This window comes from Serratia proteamaculans (assembly GCF_004684015.1).
GTDB classification, from domain to species: Bacteria; Pseudomonadota; Gammaproteobacteria; order Enterobacterales; family Enterobacteriaceae; genus Serratia; species Serratia proteamaculans_F.
The window spans coordinates 400310-419915 of sequence record NZ_SRIA01000021.1; the positions used below are offsets into that span (position 1 = coordinate 400310).

Consider the following 19606-nt stretch of genomic DNA (forward strand, 5'->3'; position numbering starts at 1 on the left):
GATACTACTTCCTTGATGGCATTGGTTTGGCTCCGACAGGAGCATTCTTTGTCTGAGACCATGAACCGTTTTGTAGTAATTTCTCGATGTTAGATCTATCTCCTGTCTTTTTATATATTTCCTGAGCGGCTACCATCCGATGGTTTCCTTCCGAAATATAATAATTCCCCTTACTATCTATATAGCCAGCAATACGGCCTTCAGGAGCACTAAATCTATAATTCCCTGATGTCATATCATTTTTTATCTGATCTACTTGCTGAGGGTTTCTTAGTCCTGTTTGCATACTCTTTATGCCTGTTGAAACCCCACCTTGAGCTATATTCGAAACAGTTGCCTTAGCAAGCTGATGAAGATCTTTACCCAGAATGCCAAGTGATACCAGTGCCAGCTGGTTTTCCGGATCTGATGCAAATACCGCATATTTCACCCATTCAGGGCTGTTTACGTCGATCTTTGCCAGGTCCTGACCATTCCATTGCTTAACGTAAGCTTTAGCCTCCTCGCTGGTCATCACATCCACGCCGGGAAGTTTACCTAACCAGAAAGGACGTTCTGCCATCTCAATTCCGCCTTCAGCAATTTTCTTGTCTATCTCTTGGCCTTCTAATGGATTATCGCTGAGCGTTTCATCGGTTTTGGTACTGCGTTCATCACTACGCTTCTTCCACTTATCAATGACAGCCTGACAACCACCACCTGATTTCCGGCAATCAGCCAGTTCTTTATCGAACGCCAGGGATTCAGTCGCACTTAGCGCATTATTCTCCACCGCAGTCTTGCCGGCCACGCTACCGCCCACGGCCCCTGCGGTGCTGTCCGCTACCAATCCACCTGCCAGCCCCGCCGCCAACTGGCTGAGTGCGCTGACGTTTTCCTTCTCTGCTTCCGTCAGGTCGGACGGATCCTTGCCATAGTACTGTTCGCTGATAATTTTAGCAGCCAGTTTTCCACTTGCCGCGCCCACCGCGCCCGCCGCCACATTGTTGCCAGAGACCAGTGCCACCAATGCCCCGGCTACCGCGTGCGCCGCCGCATTGGCTGCCGTGTTACCCTGGATTTTCGCCTTGATCTCCCGTGCCAGATACGGGGCCAGTGCGCCACCGGCAGCAGCGCCAATATCACCGCCGCTAATCCCCGCCAAGGCCGCACTGATGGCAGAGCCTGCCAGCCAAAAATCACTGCCGACACCATACTCTTTCTGCGCCGCCTTATACTCCGGCGATGCTTCCAGCATTTTCTGGCGTTCCTGCGCACTGGCACTCAGGTAGGCCGGGTCTTCACTCAGTTTCTCCGCCGCCGCACGCTGTGCCTGCAGCATTTGCTGATTACCGTAGTCGCTGACCAACTGGGTACTGAGCTGAGCCACACCCTGCGCAAACGCCAGATTGTCTTTCACCTTCGCCTCATCGAAGATTTTATCGATGCGGCCATTGGCGTTGTCCGTATCGCGGCTTAACCCAGCGATATCCTGAGTTTGATCCGTCGTATTGCGAATATCAATATTGCCTTCGGCGACGGCCGACTGCGTGGTGCCGGAAGCCTTGCCTTTATCTTTGGCAAGCCCGCCGCCGGTTGGTCCACTGGTCGAAATACCGAATCCACTGCTGCTGGCGTTATACTCCGCTTTGTTATCAATGGCATCCCAACCCAAGGTACCGGTAGAGAGCTGGTTTTTGATACTGTCCGCCGTCGAGGCAATCACCCCACCATTCAGTTGCGTATGGTTGCCGACGTTGATATCAAAGCCTTTATCCCCAGCAAATAAACCACTTTGATCACCCACGCTGGCGTATTCACTGTCGATTTTAGTCTGGTTCATACTCACCGAAGCAGAACCGCTCATCGACCCGAAGGTAAAGCTCGCACCACCGCTCACGTCCTTCTGCCAGCTGTGGTAATCGTCGGTATCCTGCAGGCTGCTGATAGACAGATCGCGTCCGGCATCCACTTTGATCTTGTCACCCAGCGCCTGCGCACCGGAAAGCGTCGTATCACGTCCACTGCTGAGGCTCAGTTCGTCCCTTGCATTCACCCGAGAGTTAACGTAATCGGTACTCTTGCCGTCTGTCGCGCCTTTCGATTGATAACCACTGGCCGAGACGCCAATCCCCGTTTCCTGCCCCAGCGAAATGTGTACCCCGGCATTCCAGCCGCTGCTGTTGTTTTTGCTGGTTTGTTCACTATTGTTGCCAGCAGCCTCCAGCAACAGATCGTTTTTCGCCGCCAGCGTCACCTTATTCCCAGTGATACCGCTACCGCTGACATGCAGATCACCGCTGGTGCCTTTCGACCCGGTCGCGACCAAAGTAGCATCGCCGCCTGCCGTCAGGTTGCTGCTACGTACCTGATTTTGTGCCTGCTCAGACTCGGAGGTGCTCTTACTCGCTCCAACACTCAGCTGCACCTTCACACTGTTGGAAAGCTCACCTTTCGCCAGTCCCTGCGCCTGATCGGCACTGGCCTGTGAGTTAACCCACCCTGCACGGGCAGCCTGTACCGCATACAGCGCTTTCAGCCTGCCATCACCGGTATCGTCCGCACGCTTGAGTGAATCATTAATCGCCAGCAGCGTATCGGTGATAGGACTGGAGACCGACAGCGTCAATCCGCTTTGCTTCTGCTCGTAACGCTCTTTACGCCGCAGCAGATCATTGCCCGGATCGACACTGATCTCACCCGCTACCACGTTAAGGTTCTTATCCGCAATAACATCCGCGCCGCCGATATGCGCCTTGCCGCCGGCCACGATATTCACGTCGCCGCCGGTAGAACCGATAGTGCTGACGCTCTGGCTTTGGGTGGTGCCGTCTTCGTTCAACTGATGGCGGGAAGACTTGCTGCCGAAGGTCACACCGATGCCGCCGCCGCTGAACACGCCGCTGGTTTTTTTCTCGTTCAGCCGGTAGCGCGATTGCTCCTCGGTGGCGGCGACAATATCGACGTTATTGCCCGCCTGCAGGTTTACCTTGCCGTCACCGACTACCGTCGAGCCTTGCACCTTGAGATCGTTACCGGCATTGAGCGAGACGTTGTTCCCGCTCAGTAAGCCGCCTTTCTCGTGGGTGGCGTAGTCCTCTTCCACCGTATGGGTGGTGGTTTTGGACATCAGGCCTTTTTTGACCTTGGTCTCTTCGAAGAAGCTGTAGTCGCTTTCGGTGGCGCTATTGAGCGCGATATCACGCCCGGCGCTCACCGCCACGTCACCGCTGGCCTGGGCCTGGGTGGCGTTGAGGGTCGCGTCCCGTCCGGCCTGAATGCGCGTGTCGCCGCCGCTGGCAATCTCAGTGCCCTGCTGGCGTATGGACTCGTTCACTCGCTGTTGGCGCCCGCCGTGGCTTTCCTGATATTCCCGGCTTTGTTGGGTATTGAGGTTAACGTCACGCCCGGCCCGCAAGCCGACGTCGTTGTCTGCCACCAGCGCCGCGGCCTGTGAATTCAGGTCACGTCCGGCCTGCAACTGCAGGTCCCCGCCGCTGGTGAGGGTGCTGCGCGTCGCGCCAGTGCTGATGCGCTCGCTATTGTTGGTTTTATCAATAGATTCAATACGATTGGCAAGCAGGTTAATATCGCCGCCTGCCCGCAGATCCATTGCACCGCCAGAGGTAACCTGCGCCCCGGTAACATCGATATTGTTACCGGCCTGCATGTTCAATGTATCTCCGGCGCGGATCACGGCGGTATCACCGACCTCCGTGCGCGACAGCGTCAGCGATTGGCCCCCCTGGGTGCCGGTGGCGTCCCACTGGCGGGCCTGGGTTTTATTGATAATGCTGCCGTCCTGGCTTTCAAGCTGGACCCGCTGTCCACTGATGGTCGAGCCGATATTGCTGATATCACCAGTAGCGCTCAAATTCAGCCCATCTTTAGCGTTGATCATCCCCTGATTAAGATTGCTGATGCCTGCCTGGCTGTTGACGTTCAGCCGCTCACCACCCTGTAGCGTGCTGGCGTCGTTGCGGACGCTGCCACCGTTCAGGTTCACCTTGTTGCCGGCAATCACACTGCCGCTCAGTGGGGCGACGTCACCTTTGGCCAAATAGAGTTTAGGTGCCAGCACCGTCTGGCCATTGACCGTCAGCTTCTCCCACCAGACGATGCTGTGCTCCAGCTGTGAAACCTGTGCCGGTGTCAGGCTGATGCCGAACTGCAGCTTCAGGCCGCTCTGCGCCCGTGCCGCGTTGTCGATCAACTGCTGCATCTGCGCCAGATCGGATCCGACGCCGTTGAGATAGCGCTGGCCGGTTTGGCTGAGCATCGCGTTGCTGATGTAGCGGGTATCGAACGCCGCGTCCCCGAGGAAGCGGTAGTCGTAATCCGGGTTTAATTTCAGGTGGTCGAGGAAATAGGCCGAACCGATAAACTGCTTTTCATCGGTGAAACGGCTGTCGTTTTCACGTGGGGCAGCGCCCGGCTGTTGGCCCAACATGGCGTAGAGATCGTTGAACAGGCTGCCGTCCAACTGCCCCAGGCCATCCAGTTTGGGATTGGTGGTGATCAGATAGGGGCTGCTCGGATCCTCGGTCACGACAAAGCGGCCATTGCCACCGCTTGGCAGTGGGTAATCCGTTAATTCTACGGCGTTATTGCCGAGCGTACCGAGCGCCTCCTGCAGATTGTCTTTCCACTCCGGCGTGCCGAACACCACGCTTTGGTCCTCCGCCAATGCCTGCTGCTTCACGCCGTCAACCGCTTGCAGTTGCTGCAAGCTGTCCAGCGTTGGCCGGGTCAAGGTATGGCTGAGGCTACCCGCGTTCGGGGTCAGCATGGTGTTGCCGATATCGTCGCTAAAGTTGGCATTGACCGCGCCACCGGCCTGGATCACGCTGCGGTAATCAACGGTGTTTTCGTTCTGGTACTCTGGCTGCCCGGTTAAGCGGTACTGAATCGCTGTGTTGACGTTATCACGGATGTAATTTCCGCTCTTTTTGAAATCAGCCAGCGAATGGCGTTTGTCGAAATCATACTGTGCGTTTTCGCCATCATAATGATAATTCAGGTATTTACTCTGGTCTCCTGCTTGTACACTCTCATTATTCAGCGTGCCGCCGGTCAGCGAGATATCACCATTGGCCAACATATCGCTGGCGATATTGTCAAAACGTTCAACGGTGCCAACAATGTCTTTTCCTGCTGCAATACGCCCGGCTCCACCATTCGCCGTTACGATCACTTTGGACGATTCAACCAGAATTTTTTTGTCCACCGCGGGCGCTTTAGGCGCTAAATAATAGTAATCATCAACTGAACCGTTGCCGTGGCCCATGCTACCGCCGGTGCGCACAGTTTTGATGTAATAACCCAGCTCGCTTTCGGCCAGATCCCCCAGTTTCATATTGACCAGCGTCTGGCCATTCCACAGTGGATCCTTCACCGCCGTCTGCTTTTCTGTACTCACAGACCAGCCATCGCGCTGATTAAGCAGATGCGCGGTGTTGATATGAATATCGCCGGTTTCAGTTTCGATAGTGCCGGAGGTGTTGACGATTTGGCTGTTGGCCTTGCCGTCGGCGTCTTTCTGCATCCACAGGTTTTTTCCCGCCAGAATATCGCCACGCTGGTTGGTGATGCGGTCCGCCAGCAACCTCATATCACCACCGGCGTACAGCATGCCGCTGTTGATCAGTTGGTTAGCAGCACTCAGCAGCAGATCGCCCGCGGTACCGATAAAGCCGTTATTGCTGATGTCGCCCCGGCTCAGCAACTGCACCAATCCGCCCGATTGCAGGCTGGCATCGCTGTTTTGCGTGATCCCGGCCGCTTCCAGGCGCATGTCACCGCTGCCGCCGCGCAAGGTACCGGCATTGGTCAACTGACCGCCGCTGCGTAGATCCAGGCTCTGGCCCTGAGTGGTTCCCTTTAGCAGAATATCGCCGTCACTGGTCAGGACTAGCGCTTTGCCTGCCGCCAGGGTGCCGCTCTGGGTAAAGGCGTCTTTAAGCGTCAGCGTCATATTGCCCAAGGCTACCAGTTGCCCGTATTGATTCAGCAGGCTGCCCGCCAGTGTGGTATCACCGCCGCTGAACAGCTTGCCGCTCTTCTGGTTATCAATCTGTCGCGCTTTGAGGCTCATCTGACTTTTTGCCAGCAATGTACCGGCGTTATCCAGGCTGTCCGCCTGCAGGGTTAAATTGCCACCCTGCAACGTGCCTGTATTCTTCAGGCTATCGAGCGTGAGCTGGTTATCACCGCTGGTGCTCAATGTGCCGCTGTTATCCAAGCGGGTGCCGGTGAATGTCAGGTTATTAGCCTGTAGCCAACCGCTGTTGTTCAGCGTCGGCGCGTGCAGATTCAAGGCACCGCCTGCCTTCAGGTTGCCTGAGTTGATCAACTGACGATCCAACTGCAGCACGCTGCCGCCATCGCTCTGTAGATCCCCGACGTTATTGAGTTCCGCCGCCTCTATCCGCAAACTTCCCAGACTGCGTACATTGCCGCCAGCCAGGTTGTTGAATACGCCACTCAGCTTGGTCTCGAGGTGGGTTTGCCCCTGTAGCCTGCCGCTGTTGGTCAGGTCTGTGGCGGTTAACGTCAGTTCATCTGCCTGTATATGACCCTGATTGTTCAAGGTCAGCGCTGTCAGACTCGCCTTGCTATTGGAGAAGATCTTGCTAGCGGCATCAGCGTTAAGATCGCCGCTCAGATCCAGCGTGATCCCTTTGCCCGCCTGCAGCGTACCTTTATGATCCAGTTGCTGGGCCGTCAGCGTAATGCTACCGCCATCCCATAATCCGCTGTTATTAACCGTCGCTGCGTTGGCCGTGAGTTCGCCGTCACTCAGCAGCTTGCCACCGGTGGCGTTGCTCAGATCCTTTTCCAACTGCAACACCAGCTTTTGTATGCCGATCAGGTTGCCGCTGTTAGTCAGCGATTTGGCGGTGACCTTGGTGGTTGCACCTTGCGCCTCCCCCTGATTGCTGACGCTATCAGCAGTAAGCTGTAACGCGCCTTCGCTCAGTATTTTGCCGGGGTTGTTCAGCGTGGCGGCCGTCAGTGTCATCGGCCCTTCGCTCAGCAGTTGCCCGCTGTTTTCCAGCGTCTGCTCAACCACGGCGGTTAAGCCGTCATCGCCCAGCGCACTGCCACTGTTGTCCCAACGCTGCACGTCAATATCCACAGTCTTGCCCTGCAGCTTGCCGGCATTATTCAGCTCGGTGCCCTGCAGCGTCAGTGTGCCACCGGCCAGCAACTGGCCCGCCAGGCGGTTTTGCAGATCTTTACTGGTGATATTTGCGTTTTCCCACGCCTGTATTCGCCCGCTGTTGTCCAGGCTGTCGGCATTAAGCTCGATGCCTTTGGCGACAATTGCCCCCGAATTGATCAACGACGGCGTGGTGAGGATTAACGTATTTTCCGCCTGAAACTTACCGGCGTTGTTGAAGGTTTTGGTGAATGTTAGATCCAGAGACCGGGCTTCAATGTCACTGCGGTTATCCGCCGTGGCGGCAGAGAAATTCAAATCCCCCAGCGTGTTGAATACGCCGGCCAGCTGCGCGTCTTGCGCAACCTTGAGCGTCATGTCCTGTTTGGATTGGGTGCGGGCGCCGGCGGTAGACAGCAGTTTTGGCGTTTCCAGCGTCAGGCCTTGCTCACTGGAAAGCAGCCCGCCGAGCTGCATGTCATCGGCGTTGAGGGTGATATTGCCGTCGCTCAGCAGCGATGAGCCCAGCTCGGTTTTCAGTACGCCGGTGTGATCAAGGGTGACGCCCTGCTTGCCGCTGGCGCTTCCGGCCAGTAAAAACTCACCTGCCTGTACCGTCAACAGGCCATCGGCAGACAGTGAGCCACCGACCTTAAGCTTGTCGCGCACCCGCAGATCGAGTTGTTGCAGGGAGGTGATTGTCCCCTGATTGTCGACACCGTCGGCGGTAATGGTGTGCACAGTACCCGCTTTCAACTGCCCCGAATTGTCGAGTTGGGTACTGGTCAGGTTCTGCGTGCCCTGCGCCTGGATCAGCCCGCTGTTGGTCAGGTTCTGTGTGTTAAGGCGACTGTCGCGATTGGCAGCCAGCTGCCCAGCGTTGGTCAGATGATTGGCCTGCAACTTTAAATCGTGCCCGGCGGTCAGGGTGCCCTGCCAGTTGCCGTCACCGCTGAGCGTCAGGTTGATGTCCCCTTCGGCCGTCAGGCTGCTGTTTTTATCGCTACTCAGGCTGGCAGCATCCACTTGCAGGCGGCCGTTCGTATCGGCTTTGCCCGCCTGCAGTTTGCCTGCGGCGGTCAGTTGCATATCCCCCTTGGCGCTCAGCGTGGCTTGATCCGCGGTAATATCACCGCCGCTTTTCAGGGTCAGTGCCTGCTCAGCCTTATGCTTGCCGCTCAGCGTCATGCCCGCCGCCGTGGCATTCAGGCTGCCCTGCGCCAGGGTTTTGTTCAGCCGCAGTTGGCCATTGGCCTCCAGTTGAATATCGCCTTCACGCGCGGTGAGGTTACCGAGGTTGACGCCCACCCCTTTTTCACTGGACACCAAATGAATACGGTTGGCGTACATGCCGCCCAGCGCGCCGGTATCGATGGCGACTTTAGGGACTTCCCCCTGACCGGCAATCGCCGTGGCCTTGCCGGTGGCGTCCACCCGGTTGGCACCGAGCGTGATGTTGAGGTCTTTGGCATGCAGTTGCGCGTTGATCTCGGTCGCGCGGGCGATCAGGGCGAATTTGTCACTGCTGTCGGCATTGAGCCCCTTGCCCTGAATCGTGATGGTCCCCTGGGTCACTTCCAGCGCCTGCAGCTTGCCATCGGCACCCAGCACCGGCTTGCCGGTGGTCAGCGTCGCGTTGGGGGTGTTGATAAAGCCGCAACCGTCGCAGGTGATGCCATAGGGGTTGGCGACCATCACGCTGGCCTGCTTACCCGCCACCTCCAGGTAGCCCTGCAGCTGTGAAGGGTTCGGGGCCACCACTTCGTTGATGATGCCTTGCGCTTCCTTGCCGGCCTGCAGGTTGGGGTTGTTCTGGATCAGGCCGCCGAGCTGAGTCTGGTTGAGCTGCCCGGTAGCGTTATTGAGGATTATCCCCTCTTTGCCAACGTTGAAATCGTTGTATTTATTATGAGAAATACCAGCCTGATTCGGTGTGGCAATGTTGACCACCGGCACGCCGTTAGCGGCCTGATCGACACGGGCATTGCCCTCGGCCACGTTAACGCCTTGGGCCAGCGCAGGCAGCAGCGGCTGCCCGGCCAGCAAGATGCACAGGGTGTAGCTCAACAGACGCTGAGATGTATTAAGCGGTTGATTTTTAGTGCACTTCATCCTTGAAACCTTCCTGTGCATTAGCGTTAAAGTACGATATTCACCCGGTAATAAACCGAGACCCGATCCGGTTTGAGCCAGTCAGGATAAGCCAGCGGCCAGCCGACGGTCAGTTGGCTGCTGAAATAACGGCTTCGACTACCCAGCCCCACAGCGCCGCCCCACAGCGTACCGGAGGCGTTGGCATCCAGCTTGTCGCGCTGCAAATAGCCACCGTCGAGTGCCACCAGGGCGTTGATGCTGCCGAGGTACGGCAGTGTCACCAGCGTGCGGTTGACCTCGTTACGCCAGTAACCGCCCTTGTCGCCGGAAAGGTATTGTTCCTTGAAACCGCGAACAGAGCTTTCCCCACCTATCGTCAGGCGTTCGCTGCCGTACAAACGGTGGTTACTCCACTGGCTGTACAGGCTGGTGAGATAGGTCCAGTCTTGCGCCAGCGGCAGGTAGTAGCTGCCGGAAAGCGAAAGCTTGTGAAACTCGGCCCGGGGCGCTTCCTTGATTTTGCCGCTGTCGTTTTCAGCGCCAAGCCAGGGGACACCACGGCTGTAGGCCGGGTTCAGGGTGGCGAAACCACCCAACAGTTTCTGGCTGTGGCTGACGCCCAGCGTCACGCTGGTCAGCTTGCGGCTACTGCTTTCCAGCCGGGTATCGTTCAGGTAATTACGATTGATGCGGTGCGTCAGCCCCAGCGACAGGCCGGTTTTCATTTCGCCGTCACGAAACAGCACCCGCGAAACACCCAGCCGATGGGTCTGGCTGTCACCGCTGGAGCGCCAGTCAAAGCCCTGATTGTTAATGGTGGTCAGGTAGTCGCTGTAGGAATAGTTGTAATCCAGCGTCCAATAACCGTAAGGCAGGCTGACGCCGGTCTGCACGCTGCGTGCATTATGAGCGTTGGCGAAATCACTGCTTCGGGCACCGGCGACAAACCATTGATCCGCCAACCCCAGCAGGTTGTTGCCGGTCAGCGATGCGTTGAGCTGCCCGGTCCCGGTACTTTTTTGCCCACTGTTGTCGAACCCCAGCCCCAGCATCAGCGGGAACTCGGGTTTGGCGCTTAAATTGACCACCGAGTAGCCCGGTTGGCTGCCGGGCAGGATTTCTATCTGCACCGGTTGCTGGCGCAGACGGTTAATCTGCTCCATGCCCTGCTCGATATCGCGCAGGTTGAGGATTTTGCCTTGCAGGCCTGGGAAGGCCATTTTCAGCATGCGATCGTCTTGCTGCTCCAGCAGGATTTTCTCAAGCCGCCCTTCCAGCACCAGTAACCGCAGTTCGCCGCGCGAAAGATCCTGCTCGGTCAGGAATGCACGGCTGGTGATATAGCCACGGGCGATGTACCAGTCGGAAACCTGCTGCACCAGCGTTTGGATTTGTCCCAAATTCAGGCATTGCTGCAGATAATCCCGAGTGAGTTTGCGTTGCGCGCTGGCAGGCAGATGATCCGCGCCTTCCAGTTGAATACGGCTGATGGTGAAGCAAGGGCCACCCGTGTTGGCGCTGGGTGCCGGGGTTGCGGGTAAGGTGGGCGTCAGGCTGCGTTGCAGTTCCTGCCGCTGCTGCTGGTTTTGTTCCAGTAATTCACGCTGCTGCTGTTGAATGGTGTCGCGATCCGCCGGGCTAAGCAGGTTAGCACCGGTGGTGGAGGAAAATAAAATGCACAGCAAAGCGGCCGAGAGCCGTTGAGTGACTGAATCCATTCAGAAGATCATCCGTGTGTTTTTTCGGCATTTTAACCGCGGGATGGGAAATGTAACAAGATGCGAACCATTAGCCACGGCCCGAATTTGGCCATTTATGAAGGAACATTCCTAAAGCAGGCAGCGGAAAGTCATATGAAAATGGTAAATGTAGCTTATTGATTTGCGCTGACAGAAATAAACAGTGAATCGCTCTTAATTTTGGCCAGACGGAAGAAAATTGCCGCTAATGCGATGAGAGCCTCAAAAACGAAGGCTAACAGGGGCCGTGAACCAGCCCCTGGAAGGTATGACTTACGCGGTACCGCCGACGGTCAGGGTATCGAGCTTCAACGTCGGTTGACCCACCCCCACCGGCAGGCTTTGCCCCTCTTTACCGCAAACGCCGACGCCTTTCCGTATGTAAGCCGCCTTATCACGATGGATAGCTCATCAGGGAGAGCACCACTACTTGCCCCCAAAACACGCTGAGGAGCGAGGCCGGCCGTGATCCATTCATCAAGACAAAATCACGTTCACTGCGGCAGCAACCGCTATCCCCACGGCAATACCGGCGGCAATTTCCATACGGGTGTGACCCATGCGCTCTCGAAGCGACTGATGGTTCGATCCATCCGCTAATTTATTGATTGCCACTGCATGCTTGCCCACCTGACGACGCAGGCTGTTGGCATCAAGCATCACGATAAATGCCAGTGTGATGGCTACACCGAAGTCAGGATGTCCGATACCCTCTTTCAAAGCAATAAGCGCAGCCATGCTACTGACGATGGCGCTGTGATTGCTGGGCAACCCGCCGTAGCCGATGAGGCCGAACGCAAGCTGCCTGGCCTTGATGCTGTTGATGATGAACTTCGAAACACCGGCGACGAGCCAAGCCAGAAAGGGGGTGAGTGCGTAAGAGTAGTCCATGGTCACCCCTGTACTGGCCACAGCACCCAGCAGCAGGCAGCCACCCACAGCACCAGAGTAAGCAACAACTGCCAGTCACTCAGCAGCGTATCTGTGGGCGACTCACCATTATCAAAGGTTTCCACCACGAACCAGTAGCGGAACAGACCGAACAAAACCACGGGTACCGTGATGACCAATTCAGGTTTGGCTGACATTACAAACATACCGTAGAAAAGCAACGCCCCGGTTGCGGACATTTCTGCGTAGCGATCCACTAGCGAGACGGAATACTTATTCAGCACCTCGCGCCCCTCGGTTCCGCTTTGGATGAGCTCCTGGCGCCGCTTGACAGCGGCAAGGTACAACGCCAGGCACAGCGTAGTGATGAACATCCAGGAAGACACGGGTACATCCAGCGCCATGGCCCCCGCGTACACCCGCAGGACAAAACCAATCGCAATGGTGAAGATGTCGACCACAGGTTGGCGCTTAAACACGAATGTGTAGGCCAGGTTCAAGACCAAATAGGCCACAGTGACTATCACCACCTTCGGAACGATAAACCAGCCCCATACCAGTATAGCGTAGAGCACCGCGAGCAGACTCAGGGCAACAGGCATCGAGACGATCCCGGCCGCAAGGGGGCGGGTCTTGGACTTCTTGGGGTGACAACGGTCACGCTCGATGTCGTGCATGTCGTTGATGATGTAGGCCGCCGACGAGGCGACGCAGAACAGCAACACCGCTAACAGGACATGGCTAACGGCACCAGCATCCAAAAATGCCCCTGTAAACACCAGCGGTGCCAAAACAAAGCCGTTTTTAACCCACTGCTTTGGCCGCATCAATTTGATTGCCCCTAGCATCGGCGCTAGAGGCGAACGAGCCATTACGGTATCATGCATTATTTTTGAACCTCGGTGATATCATTAAATGTTTACTTCGACCAGGCTGGTGATTAGCTATATCGTTTTCGCACTAATCGCAACGGCAACAAACATCGGTGCCCAGGATCTTGTTATCCGCACCTACAACGGCACCTTTAATATATTGGCCTCAGTCGTTGTGGGCACCGGGATTGGGCTCGTCGTCAAATACATCCTCGACAAACGCTACATATTCCGCTTCCGTGCCCGTAGCGTCGCCCACGACACCCAGACTTTCGCTCTCTACATTGTCATGGGCCTGGCCACGACTGTAATTTTCTGGGGCTTCGAATTTGGCTTCCAGTACATATTTGAGACCAAGGAAATGCGCTACCTAGGCGGTGTTATTGGCCTGACCATCGGCTACCTGACCAAGTACCACCTCGATAAGCATTTTGTTTTCAAACAATTCGCGAAATAAGAGGGTTGGCATATGCATTATTTGAAATAACATAGCATTGTCACAACATTTAACACTATGGAAACAATACCTTACATTAACTAAAGAGTGGAACTCTATACACCCCTGTTTTGGGTTATTATATTATCGTTTGGTTCCCTAATTTCAAGAAGCGTTTTATAGATATTATAGTTTTCCAATCATAGCACTTGAATTTTCACTGAACAATTACTTGATTCTTAATGTTATTTTTTGCATTATCACACATTGAAACAGGCTTTATATTAATCGTCTGGATATTTTAAACATCGCAATAAATTGATAGACATCACAATAAATTTATAGGTATCGCAATAAATTTATAGGTAACGCAATAAATTGATATTTGGGTTAATAAAAATTATATTTATGAAGTTGCGGGGAATCTAAATCATGAATCGACTCTGCTAGCTACGACTAATATTCATGCACAGATAAACGCATTAGCGCGTCATAAAATCACTCTTGAGGGCATTGTTGGGTAATGTTGAAAAAAATTAGCGTAACTGCAACATCTGGCGACGGCATGTATTCAATTGCCTATTTATTGGTGAACACTCAATGAAGCCAATTAGCTCGTGGGGACGCTTGAGCGCCGCTCCCCATCATGTCGTCGGCCTGAACGATCCCTCCAGAGTCAAGAGTCTCATTTGCCATGGAGCTCACCAGGGTGTGGCCCATGGCATGGGACGCAGCTACGGTGACGTTTGCCTAAATCCGGAAGGCACGCTCTGGATCACGACAGGACTCGACCACTTCATCGCTTTCGACGAAAGCACTGGCCGACTGATGTGTGAGGCTGGCGTGCTATTACGGGACATCCAGCGACTGGTCATTCCACGCGGTTGGATTCTGCCAGTGACACCGGGTACTCAGATGGTCACCGTTGGGGGGGCAATCGCCAACGACGTGCACTGCAAGAACCATCACTTACTGGGTTCTTTCGGCGATCACATCCAGAGCCTTACCCTCATCCGTACCGATGGAGAAGTCATCCAATGTGGTCCAAATGAGCGATCAGATTGGTTTGCAGCGACTGTGGGCGGGTTGGGGCTAACCGGGGTGATCACGCAAGCCGAGATCCAGTTGCGATGCGTGGCTGGCCCATGGCTAGACACCGAGACGGTTCCCCATGCCAACCTGGACGAGTTCTTCCGACTAGCGGATGATTCCGAGGCCGACTGGGAACACACGGTGTCTTGGATCGACTGCATCACGGGAGGTGGCGGACGCGGTTTGTTCATGCGCGGCAACCCCACCAATGCCGGAGATCGCCAGGCCCCCCAGGGACATAAGTTAACCATGCCCATCGTGCCGCCGATATCCCTGGTCAATCGGCTGTCACTACGGCTTTTCAATATGACTTACTACCACCTCAAGAAGTGGCAGGCAGGTCGGGCCATCACACATTACGAGCCATTTTTCTACCCGCTCGACAATCTCCTTGAGTGGAACCGAATGTACGGGCCAAAAGGCTTCTTCCAGTACCAAAGTGTGGTGCCACGTGAAGTCGGGCAAGACGCGGTTCAGGCCATGCTGAAAGAAATTGCCCGCTCTGGGGATGGTTCATTCCTGGCCGTCCTGAAGACATTTGGCAACCGCCAGCCGGTGGGGATGCTGAGCTTTCCACAGCCTGGCGTCACCTTGGCGCTGGATTTTCCGAATCACGGGGAACGCACGCACAAACTATTCGAGCGCCTGGATGCCATTGTGCGTGAGGCAAAGGGCCGTCTCTATCCGGCCAAAGATGCACGAATGCCCAGAGCACTCTTCGAGGCAGGCTATCCGCGCCTGACTGAATTCATGAAATACCGGGACCCGGGCATCAGTTCCGGCCTCTCACGCCGTTTGATGGGAAGTTGAATGAACAACAAGCAGAAAATCGTCGTTATTGGCGCTACTTCGGCGATCGCCGAGCACTGCGTCAGGCTCTGGCTGGAGAAGCAGCCGATCGATCTGACTTTGGTGGGGCGCGATGCACAACGCATCGAACGGGTGGCCACAGACCTCAAGGTGCGTAGCCCTGAGTCGGAAATCCAGATCGTTCAGGCAGGTTTTTTAGACCCAGAAGCTATTAATGTTACAGTCGAACACATCATTCAGTCAGGCAATGTGGATATTGTGCTGATCGCACACGGCTCACTGCCAGAGCAAGCCAACTGCCAAGACAACCTGGAAACATGCCGTGAAGCGCTGGATGTCAATGGGGTTTCACCGGTGCTCTATGCCGAGGCTTTCGCCAAACAGATGGCCAAAGCCAATCACGGCACTATTGCCCTCATCGGCTCCGTGGCAGGTGATCGCGGTCGCAAATCCAACTATGTCTACGGTGCGGCCAAAGGGCTGGTTACGCGCTACGCCCAAGGCTTGCAGCACCGTTTTGCGGATACCGGAGTCAAGGTGGTACTGATAAAGCCTGGTCCGACTGATACCCCCATGACCGCTCATCTCAAGGGCAAGGGAGCCAAGCTGGCATCTGTTGAAAGTGTGGCAAAGAAGATTGTCGAGGGTGTAGATGCGGGCAAGTCGATGGTCATCTACGCACCGGGGAAATGGTGGTTAATTATGATGATAATTAGACACTTACCCACGTTCACCTTCAATAAAATAAATATTTGAGATAATTTCCATGCAGAGAAATAAGAATTTATTCGCCTTGATTTTGCTAATATTAAGTTTGGTTTGCATAGCTGTATATTATTTATCAGGATCATCCATTCAAGCCAGCCTTTTTAATTCTGATGCACTTTATCTGCCGACCCTATTTACAGATATTATCGCAAAAGGCGGGAAAATCAAGGATTGGTATCTTACCCCGGCACCCTATTTTTTCCCCGACTATCCCACCTTCCTGCTCGCTTACTTAATCGGACCAACCCCCTACAGCCAAATTATTTTATTTGCATTAACCCAGGTTATTTTAGTGTTCTTGGCGATTTGGTTTACCATAAGAGTCACCACAAATCTCAATTCATTTATTACAGCAACAACTATAGTAGTTATCTTAGCATGGCTAGGGTTAATGGCTGCCGAACCTTTTATTTTCATCCTAAATAGTGCTTACCATTATGGGAGTTTCCTTTCATCCATACTGATATCCGCCTTATGGATTAAATTCAACAGCGGAGACAAAAATAAAAGCAGCGCTGTTTTTCTTCCACTGATGGCAATCATAGCTTATGCCGCAACGCTATCAGACAACCTATTCCTGGTCCAGTTCATTGCTCCACTTATTGCGATACAAGTTTTGGCTTCAATAGCAGAGCGCGATTCTCAATTCAAAAACAAGCTTCCACTCATACTTGTAGTAATTTTCAGCATCCTTGGCTCAATATCCTACAAATGGATTGTAGATAATCAAACTCGCTATACTACAAGTATAGGAATCGACAAATTACCTTCAAATTTAAAATATATTTATGAACTATTTCACTCAGCAATAATAGGCAATCCAGTATTAGGCTTTATTTTCTTGCTCTATATTGGTGCCGTACTGTGTTCCTTCACTCGACTCATGAGAGGTGAAAAAGAGAATGCCAAATCATCTTGGCTTGTCGTATTCTCCTTTCTATCCCTCTGCACGACACTCGGTGCCACCACGCTGATAGAAAATCTTACGATTACAAGCAGGTATCTAATTCCAGTGTTTTCTTGGCCAGTTATTGTTGTTTTAATTTTCTTAAATAACCATCTACGCGATCGCTTTGCCTCTGCCGCAATTGTAATTTCTTTGCTAGTATTGGCGTCCATGAGCTGGACCTCATACCATCTCATCAAAAACAACGGAATCAAAACAAAATACTATCCAGAAGACATATCCTGTATAGACGACGCTCTCGAAAAAGAGAATCTTCATAACGGAATCGCTCAGTACTGGGATGCCAAGTATCTCCAAAATTTCAGCAGGTTACACCTAGACATTGCTCAGCACTCAGATAACCTGGACGAGATGTACTGGATCACGTCAAAAGAATATTTCAAGAAACGCTATGACTTTGCGATTATTTCAGAGAACGCTACCCCTCCATACAAGATATCTTCTGAGGCACTAACGCGTATTAATGGGACTCCCAAGCTAGTAAAAACCTGCGGAAGCAGGTTAGTCTTGATGTATGGCAAAGACAAATTGCGCGTTAGGAAAATTGTCAACGTGGGTGACTCTTACACATGGAAAGCATGCGAACTACTCACACAAATTGGAGAAAAAACAGCCGGATGCGCAATACAAAAAAAAGACAATGCTCAATCAGGTCATGTGACGTATGGCCCTTACGAGCCATTGGAAACTGGTCAGTACACCTTTGAAATTGCATATTCAAGCACGACTAGAAAGGGAGAGGCTATAGGAGATTGGGATGTAGTACTCGCCCTCCCCAAAGAGGCGGAGGTTTTGAAAAATGGACTAATCGCTGGCACTGGCGGGACGACCGAAAAGATTGTTGGAAAGTTCGCGTTGGATTCTGGGCAAAATTTGGAAAAGATTGAGATACGAACACTGGCGCGACCACATGTAGATCTAAAAGTCATCTACATTCAAATCGACCGAGTGCAGTAAACGGCTCCTTCCACCCGGAAGCTTTTTCCCGGCGGTCCACCCCCACTCATCAGCTCTGCTGAGAGGCGTTCGTGTTCTTCTCGATTGAGCTTCCGCTGAAGCGCCCCGGTACCGAGGTTGAAGGTGAAGAATACCAGCGCATGGAAGATCACGTAGTCGAGCAAGCGCAAGATTTGCGCTGCACAGTGGTGGGTGACATGGCCGAACCAGATCGAAACATTGCGCCGGAAGAAAAAGCCCGGAGAGCGCGCTGCGATGTGACCAGAGGTTGGCCACCTGCCAGCCTGCAAAGTCTGAGTCCGATTGAATACCGAACTCAGCCCCAGAAAACCGTGGAGTGCCCATAAACTCCGCCTATATCCAAACTATAGGGCAGGGGCACTCCAGTATTACGCGGTACCGCCAACGGTCAGGGTGTTCAGCTTCAGCGTCGGCTGGCCAACCCCCACCGGCAGGCTTTGCCCCTCTTTACCGCAAACGCCGACGCCTTTATCCAGCGCCAGATCGTTACCTACCATCGAGATCTGCTGCATCGCCTCAATACCAGAGCCGATCAGCGTTGCGCCCTTCACCGGCTTGGTGATGCGGCCTTTTTCGATCAGATAGGCTTCGGTGGTAGAGAACACAAACTTGCCGGAGGTGATATCCACCTGGCCACCACCAAAGTTCGGCGCATACAGGCCGTATTCTACGCTGGCGATGATCTCTTCCGGCGTTGACTTGCCCGCCAGCATGTAAGTGTTGGTCATGCGCGGCATCGGCAAGTGCGCGTAGGACTCGCGGCGGCCGTTACCGGTTGGCGCAACGCCCATCAGGCGCGCATTGAGTTTATCCTGCATATACCCTTTCAGGATGCCGTTCTCAATCAGCACGTTATACTGGCCCGGAACACCTTCGTCGTCGATAGCCAATGAGCCTCTCAGCCCCTGCAGAGTGCCGTCATCCACCACGGTGCAAAGCTCGGAGGCGACCAATTGCCCCATCTGGCCGCTAAATACCGAAGTACCACGACGGTTGAAGTCGCCTTCCAGCCCGTGACCCACGGCCTCATGCAGCAGCACGCCAGGCCAGCCTGCGCCCAGCACCACCGGCATGTTGCCTGCCGGGGCCGCCACCGCAGAAAGGTTAATCAACGCCATGCGCACCGCTTCTTTGGCGTAAGCATCGGCGCGCACTTCGCCATCGGCGATTTCCAGGAAATAATCATAGCCGAAACGGCCACCGCCGCCGCTGGAGCCGCGTTCACGCTTGCCGTCTTGTTCCACCAACACGCTAACGGATAAACGCACCAACGGGCGAACGTCCGCCGCCAGGGTGCCGTCGGTGGCGGCTACCAGAATTTGTTCATACACGCCGGTGATGCTGGCGCTGACCTCTTGCACTCGCTTGTCGGCCGCGCGGGCCACCTTGTCAACGCGGTGCAACAGGGCGATTTTCTCTTCCCGCGGCAGGCTTTGCAGCGGATCAAGCAGGGGATACAGCGCCTTATGGCTGATTTCACCCAGGGTATGCACCTGACCATTCCCGCTGTCACGCACTATGCTGCGTGCCGCATGAGCGCTTTGTTGCAAGGCATTCAGGGTGATCTGATCGGCATAGGCGAAGCCGGTTTTCTCGCCGCTAACAGCGCGGACCCCGACCCCTTGATCGATATTGTAAGAGCCATCCTTGATGATGCCGTCTTCAATCACCCAGGCTTCGTGGTAGCTCGACTGGAAATAGAGATCGGCATAATCGAGGCGGCGTTCGGCCAGTTGCCCCAGGACAGAAAACAGGTCCTGGTGGCTCAGCTTATTGGCAGCAAGTAACTGCTCACTGACAAACGTCAGGCTCATAATT

General features: G+C 54.3%; 9 protein-coding genes. 4 read left to right on the plus strand and 5 right to left on the minus strand.

Annotated features, from left to right (window positions below; translation table 11 throughout):
* Positions 1–4: 4 nt before the first annotated feature.
* The 4 genes from E5C26_RS22110 to E5C26_RS22125 form a co-directional block, all read right to left on the minus strand.
* Entirely contained in the window at positions 5–9253 is a 9249-nt protein-coding gene (locus tag E5C26_RS22110) for a hemagglutinin repeat-containing protein (protein ID WP_135318200.1), read from the minus strand.
* A 26-nt stretch (positions 9254–9279) separates the two neighbouring features.
* Complete coding sequence (locus tag E5C26_RS22115) at positions 9280–10953, minus strand: ShlB/FhaC/HecB family hemolysin secretion/activation protein (protein ID WP_135318201.1); 1674 nt, start codon at positions 10951–10953, stop codon at positions 9280–9282.
* Positions 10954–11451: 498 nt separating this feature from the next.
* Entirely contained in the window at positions 11452–11865 is a 414-nt protein-coding gene (locus E5C26_RS22120; RefSeq protein WP_135318202.1) for a divergent PAP2 family protein, read from the minus strand.
* A 2-nt stretch (positions 11866–11867) separates the two neighbouring features.
* Complete coding sequence (locus E5C26_RS22125) at positions 11868–12737, minus strand: decaprenyl-phosphate phosphoribosyltransferase (RefSeq protein ID WP_206194301.1); 870 nt, start codon at positions 12735–12737, stop codon at positions 11868–11870.
* A gap of 43 nt (positions 12738–12780) precedes the next feature.
* Between E5C26_RS22125 and E5C26_RS22130 the strand changes: the two genes are divergently transcribed.
* The 4 genes from E5C26_RS22130 (at position 12781) to E5C26_RS22145 (ending at position 17767) form a co-directional block, all read left to right on the plus strand.
* On the plus strand, positions 12781–13194 hold the full coding sequence (locus E5C26_RS22130; RefSeq protein WP_135318204.1) for a GtrA family protein: 414 nt from the start codon (positions 12781–12783) through the stop codon (positions 13192–13194).
* Between the two features lie 702 nt (positions 13195–13896).
* Entirely contained in the window at positions 13897–15075 is a 1179-nt protein-coding gene (locus E5C26_RS22135) for an FAD-binding oxidoreductase (RefSeq protein WP_240776138.1), read from the plus strand.
* Entirely contained in the window at positions 15076–15831 is a 756-nt protein-coding gene (locus E5C26_RS22140) for an SDR family NAD(P)-dependent oxidoreductase (protein ID WP_135318206.1), read from the plus strand.
* Positions 15832–15841: 10 nt separating this feature from the next.
* Positions 15842–17767, plus strand: coding sequence for a hypothetical protein (locus E5C26_RS22145; protein WP_135318207.1), 1926 nt, complete (start codon positions 15842–15844; stop codon positions 17765–17767).
* 389 nt (positions 17768–18156) lie between these two features.
* Here E5C26_RS22145 and tldD read toward each other — a convergent pair whose 3' ends face one another.
* Positions 18157–19602 (minus strand): metalloprotease TldD, encoded by a 1446-nt coding sequence (gene tldD, locus E5C26_RS22150; protein ID WP_135318208.1) that lies wholly within the window; start codon positions 19600–19602, stop codon positions 18157–18159.
* Between the last annotated feature and the right edge of the window lie 4 nt (positions 19603–19606).

Excerpts from the sequence above, each read along its gene's own strand:
- E5C26_RS22110 (WP_135318200.1), bottom strand. The coding sequence starts at position 9,253 with ATGAAGTGCACTAAAAATCAACCGCTTAATACATCTCAGCGTCTGTTG.
- E5C26_RS22115 (WP_135318201.1), bottom strand. The coding sequence starts at position 10,953 with ATGGATTCAGTCACTCAACGGCTCTCGGCCGCTTTGCTGTGCATTTTA.
- E5C26_RS22120 (WP_135318202.1), bottom strand. The coding sequence starts at position 11,865 with ATGGACTACTCTTACGCACTCACCCCCTTTCTGGCTTGGCTCGTCGCC.
- E5C26_RS22125 (WP_206194301.1), bottom strand. The coding sequence starts at position 12,737 with ATGGCTCGTTCGCCTCTAGCGCCGATGCTAGGGGCAATCAAATTGATG.
- E5C26_RS22130 (WP_135318204.1), top strand. The coding sequence starts at position 12,781 with ATGTTTACTTCGACCAGGCTGGTGATTAGCTATATCGTTTTCGCACTA.
- E5C26_RS22135 (WP_240776138.1), top strand. The coding sequence starts at position 13,897 with ATGGGACGCAGCTACGGTGACGTTTGCCTAAATCCGGAAGGCACGCTC.
- E5C26_RS22140 (WP_135318206.1), top strand. The coding sequence starts at position 15,076 with ATGAACAACAAGCAGAAAATCGTCGTTATTGGCGCTACTTCGGCGATC.
- E5C26_RS22145 (WP_135318207.1), top strand. The coding sequence starts at position 15,842 with ATGCAGAGAAATAAGAATTTATTCGCCTTGATTTTGCTAATATTAAGT.
- tldD (WP_135318208.1), bottom strand. The coding sequence starts at position 19,602 with ATGAGCCTGACGTTTGTCAGTGAGCAGTTACTTGCTGCCAATAAGCTG.